This window comes from uncultured Methanobrevibacter sp., assembly GCF_947169325.1.
Lineage (GTDB): Archaea > Methanobacteriota > Methanobacteria > Methanobacteriales > Methanobacteriaceae > Methanocatella.
The window spans coordinates 1-5,700 of sequence record NZ_CAMVPN010000114.1 but is presented as its reverse complement, the minus strand read 5'-3'; the positions used below and the strand labels follow the sequence as shown (position 1 = coordinate 5,700).

Sequence of the window (5,700 nt, the reverse complement as noted above, 5' to 3'; positions counted from 1 at the left end):
ATGGTTTCTAAGGCTATGGCTGAAAGTACTGGTACTAATGCTGAAATAAAAACATTTCTAAATTTTCATTTGAAATTTTTAAAAAGAATGTCAAAATTAATGAGTTAAAATTAGATATTGGTTATATCAATAAAATAACCAATGTCATCAATGAAGAATTTGATGAAGAATATGGAATATCCCATAATACAAGTTATATTTTTATTTCAAATAAAAATGACACATTTTATGTAATTGCAATTTCTACTTCAAAATTTAAAGTAAATAAAAATTTAAGGGGCAATTTATATAAAAATCATGCTAAATATTTGATAAATAGCCTAAAAATATATCCGAAACATGTTCCTTTTAAGTTAGATAATTTAATGAAAGCTATTGAAATGTCAAAAGAAAAATTTAATTTGTAATTAATACTGGCAGTCTAATTATATATTATATATTACTATCCACTAAAACCTAAACTCCTTAAATGATTTCAAAAGTATCTGGGAGAGGTATTCTCCAGATATGTATTATTTTTCACCTTCCAGCCGTTTAATGGACTTAATCAGGTTATCAAAATCAGATTCATAGTTTCTATCCTGATTTATTCTGAATTCCTTATACTCATTAATCGCATGTGTCTTGGCTTCAACAGCTGAAACTTTACCTTTTCCTTCTAGTAGTGGCAGTTGGCTTAATTCAAGATATCCGTAAAGCAATGTTTTCCAGTCTTTCATGAATGTTGGTTTTTGGGAATTTGCCCTTGTTTCTGCCAATGTTAAAAAACCGTCAACCAAGGTATTCAGTGAATCCAGTTCCATTTCGTTTAAGTAGTTTTTTGAAATTACCACATCTGCCTGCAGGATTTTTCCATGAGGTGCATCTTCCCATGTTGTCAGTCCCATGTTAACTTTAGTTTTGTCGCTTCGGGATTTTATGATTTCAGCGGCAGTTTGACCGGTTATTGCAAACAAGAGCATGTTCTGTACTGTGGCAAAGAAGTCTTTTGTTTCATCGGCATCCAGATTGTAGTCTGCACTTGTCGCATACAGATCCGTGATTTTTTGATTGAATCTTCTCTCTGAAGCGCGAATTTCACGGATTCTTGAAAGCAAATGGTCAAAGTAATCTTTCCCGAATCTTGTGCCTTTTTTTAATAACTCATCATCCAGTGCAAAACCTTTTACAATATACTCCTTAAGCACGCCTGTCGCCCATCTTCGAAAGTGTGTTGCCTGTTTGCTGTTTACACGATAGCCGACTGAGATTATGGCATCAAGGTTGTATAATATTGGCTGTGTTTTCGCATCGGGGTTTATAATAACGATTTCAGTATTATTGAAATCGTTCGGATTGAATGTTACTTCTGATTTTACCAACTCTCCGGACTCAAAAATGTTATTTAAATGAGTACTTATTGTATTGATATTTTTACCGAACAATTCTGCCATGGTTTTTTGTGTAGTCCACATTGTGTCATTTTCAGAATCAATAATTACCTTTATGGCTACTGCTCCATCCTCACTGGTATACAATAATGTTTTTACAATTTCATTATTCATATTCAAGCTCCTGCGTCTAATTGCTATAATAATAAGTAGGTTTATAATGTATATAAAAGATTAGAGAGAGCATTTGAAAAGTAAAATTTTGCATATCCTAAGTCAGTTTGCTACAATTCGTATGCTTTTTGCAGAAATGTGCTATCACTAAAACCTGTAATCCTTTAAAATTTAAGCAAGCTATGAGGAGAGATATTTTCCAGATTATAGAAGGCATGACATTTTTTTATGATGCCGGCAAAGTGTTATTCCGTTTTCCGGATCACTACCAAGAGGCATGAAATTCTTAAACGAAAATGGGGGATGTGTCTTTAAAGGTGGGGGTCTCGGCACAGGACACATCTTTTGATGTCTCTTGCTTTTCTTGTTTTTTATTAGGTCATTTAGGTGTTTTGCCTCAGCTATATTTTTGCTTTTGGAAATGTCAATCCATTCATTTTCTTTTACCATAAACTCATTTTTCCTAAATGGGTAGCTATTTATACTAAGGTTGAAAATTAGAATCTGTAAAATAGAAATATTTTACGCTTATGTTGAAAAAGAGGAAATTTTTGAAAAGTAAGTTTCTGTCTCAACATTAAATACTTTTGCTCTTTTTCAATCACTTGATGGAATTATTTTTTCTGGGGAAAAATGTGATTTTTTGTTAATTGTAATCTGAGAGATTATATCAATCTCTCAGATTCTACAGCTCCCAGTTTATTTTTCAATAATCGTTTAAATCTTAAGATAATTCATTAATATTGTCTTTATTTGCTATTGCTTGTTATTTTATTTTGGATTGATGTGATATGTTGTTTTAATTGGTTGGGGCCGATTTGGTTGGTGATAACCTTTTGGTTACCTTAAATTTTTCGGATGAATCTTTGGTGGTTTTTAAAGAGAGTCTTGAAAACTTTGCAATTGTGTTTATTGGACAATAAGACTATTCGATTGTTGTATTGATAATGTTTAATTGATTTTTGATAAATTGACTGATCGGTGTTAAGGTTAACATGCCCTATGTTAATTTGCGTTTTGATAATTTTTTCACTAACGCTGTTATGTTAATGAATTTGATTTTTTAAAATCGGGTCCTAATTCATTCAATAAAAGTTAACTGTTATTTGAATTTATAATTGGGAATAAATTGGAGTTTATATACGATGATTTTATTTTGTAATCAAGATTGTTATTTTTTGCAAGAAATTTTCCTGTTGATTGTGATTTTGCAGGTTTTAAGAAATTCAATTGAATTTGATTATTAGTAAGGTTTATATTAATTAATTGAGATATCATATAATATGTATAATTAATAAAATGAATTATACTAAACTAGGCTTTATAGATTATTAAATATAATTTAAGGAACATGAAACATATTAAGGTCTAATTTAGAAATTTAAAAAAGGGGTTCTATGTGAACTTCAAAATCGGATAGATTGATATAATCTATCAGAATTCTGGGGGAAATATGGGGGTCTTTTTTTTATATTTCAGAGTTTTTGCAATTTTCTCTAAAAAAATTTGCAGTTTTTAAAATTAAAAAAAGAGGTTAATAAAATGAATTTCAATAAGAAACTCTTTGGCCTACTAATATTTGTAATGTTAATCTGTTGCGTTAGTGCAGCTAGTGCAACAGAGGTGGATGATATTGTGGGAACTGAAGATACAGATATTCTCGAAGTCGATGATACTGTAGATTCAGTTGATGTTGTTGAACAAGATGATTCTAGTGATGATGTCGCTGATGAACTCGAACAAGAAGATGTTGGTGATATCACTGATGAAGTCAAACAAGAAGATATTGCTAATGTTACAGATGAACTAGAAAATACAAGAGGTGCTCAGCAATATGTAACAAATGGTACTGTGGGAACTTATTTTGATACTTCAACAGGATATATTAAAAGTGGTGCACCTACTGGATTAATATTCCAAGGTTCTTTTGACCACATGCCGTTTAGTAATTTTATTATTAATCGGGGAGTTTCATTAAGTTTTAGTAATGCTGTATTTAATGATGTAGGATTTGAATTATTGTCTCCAGGTTTGACTATAAATGGTGCAACTTTTATTATGAATGCACCTAATGGTGTTGATTGTATTGCAATTTATGTTGAAACTGCAAATAATACAGTAATTTCAAATAACGTGATTAATTATACTTGTAATTATGCAAATACTGCAAATTATAATCATGTAATTACAATAGTTGATAGTAAGAATGTTGAAGTTTCAGGAAACAATATTACTGCATACTTACCTTTAAAAGATGTTGACTACTCACAACCTTATCCTAGTATATATACAGATTTGGTAGCAGGTGTTGCAGTACAATCTTCAAATAAATTTAAATTTATTAATAACAGATTATTGGTAAATGTTTCACGTAATAGTACTGGTTATCCAACATTGGATGCAGTTATTATTGTAAATTCTGAAGAAGCAAACATTACAAATAATACTATAATAGAAATCGATAACAAAACAATGCCTGGAAATAACAATTATCTATATGCAGTAGATGTTTACCAATGCTCAAATTCAGTAATCGATATGAATAATATTACTTTAGAAAGTAAAGGAGGATCATTTATTACTGGTACTAATAATGGTACTGGTGCTGCTTATGGTATACAATTAACTGGAGGACACACAGGTATAAAAATATCTAATAATAATATTACAACTTCAAATAATGGTCCTAATTGCGGAATTTATTCTCAAAATTATCCTGGTTCTACTAGTTTAAATATAACTGGAAATAGGATAAATGTTTCTGGTAATGCAGGTTTACACCCATGGTCTTTAGTAACAGGTATGGAATTAGGGGATGATAATGATTATGTTGCACGTAATATTATTCATGTAATCAATAAAGCACCATATGTTTCAACTCATAATGCCTATGGTATAAGTTATTCACAGGCCGCTATGAGACATCCTTACTTTAACATCACTAACAACACTGTTGAAGTAAAAAATGGAACCTATGCAGTTTTCATCATGTCTGGAGGTAGTGGAAGTGTCACTAACAATTGCTTAAATACCACTGCATACTGTTGTAACCATGCTGTAAATAACAATCCTAATGTAGTTGTTAGTGGCAATTATTGTCCATTAGGTTCAAATTGTCATTGTGGTTGTAATTGCACTTCTAATAGAAATATTCCAAATAAATCCATTTTAAAATCAGGAAATATTCTTGGTGTTTCATCACCAGAGGTTTTATCTGTAGTAAATGAGGAATTGTTGACTGAAACAGAATGTATTATTTATGTTGGTGAAAATAATAATGGAAATGGAAATGGAACTAAAGAAAATCCATTTGCAACATTGCTATTAGCTTATGAAAATGTAACTGGACAGCATTATGACAGAATAATAATTAATATTTTTAATGGAACTTATCAATTTGGTAAAATATTACTATTTGATACAGATGAATTAATTGTTCAAGGTATTTCTGGAGAAGTTATTATTAATACTAAACTAAAATATACAGGAATTTCTGCTAACGCTAAAGAGGCATTTCAATTATCATCTTCTAACTCTACATTTTATGCGAATAATATTACTTTTGACGGAGCTACGACTACTGTAGGGGTAAAGGCGTATTGGGTGCCGTTTTTGGGTGTTGCTGATACAGTCACATTTACTAATTGTAAGTTCACTAATATGGTGGATTTAGCAGTTTCACAAGAGTTAAACTCATTTAATTCATATTATATCAACTGTGTGTTTGAAAAGTGGAGGCAGACTGAGCTTTATTATAAAAACTCTTTTGATGGAGTTCACTTTGCAAGTTTCAAAAATTCTATTTTTTCATTAAATATTGATGGATTAACTAGAAGTGCGAATGGAGATATTCGTTTAGATGGAATTTGGTTTAATCAGAATAGTATTCCAGGATATGTTACATCAACAAGTTCTAGTAATGTTGAATTAACTAAATATGCAATATTTTCTGCATCAGAAACATATTTAGGAAATAATCAGTATGAAATCGTAGGTAAATTAACTTGGAATGGTACTGATGATGTTGCAGATTGTTTTAATCCAATGACTGTCACATTATCTTCAAGTACTGGTGATATTCAAGCTAGTGCTGTTTTAGTCAATGGTACATTCAAAGCTATTTATAATAGTACTTCTTCTAGTAATTTGGTTAATG

General features: G+C 30.4%; 2 protein-coding genes and 1 pseudogene. 1 reads left to right on the top strand and 2 read right to left on the bottom strand.

The genetic code is table 11. From position 1 onward, the window contains the following. Positions 1–512 precede the first annotated feature (512 nt). The gene (gene rhuM / locus Q0W26_RS11145; RefSeq protein ID WP_298525330.1) at positions 513–1,544 is read right to left on the bottom strand and encodes a RhuM family protein; all 1,032 of its coding nucleotides are present in this window, start codon (positions 1,542–1,544) and stop codon (positions 513–515) included. A 204-nt stretch (positions 1,545–1,748) separates the two neighbouring features. Then, a complete protein-coding gene (locus tag Q0W26_RS11140; RefSeq protein WP_298525327.1) occupies positions 1,749–1,994 on the bottom strand; it encodes a hypothetical protein in 246 nt (81 codons plus the stop codon). Positions 1,995–3,179: 1,185 nt separating this feature from the next. On the opposite strand from Q0W26_RS11140, the pseudogene Q0W26_RS11135 reads away from it, so the two are divergent. Next, positions 3,180–5,700, top strand: a pseudogene (locus Q0W26_RS11135) (hypothetical protein); the annotation flags it as partial.

Coding starts and splice junctions, on each gene's coding strand:
- rhuM (WP_298525330.1), bottom strand. CDS start 1,544: ATGAATAATGAAATTGTAAAAACATTATTGTATACCAGTGAGGATGGA.
- Q0W26_RS11140 (WP_298525327.1), bottom strand. CDS start 1,994: ATGGTAAAAGAAAATGAATGGATTGACATTTCCAAAAGCAAAAATATA.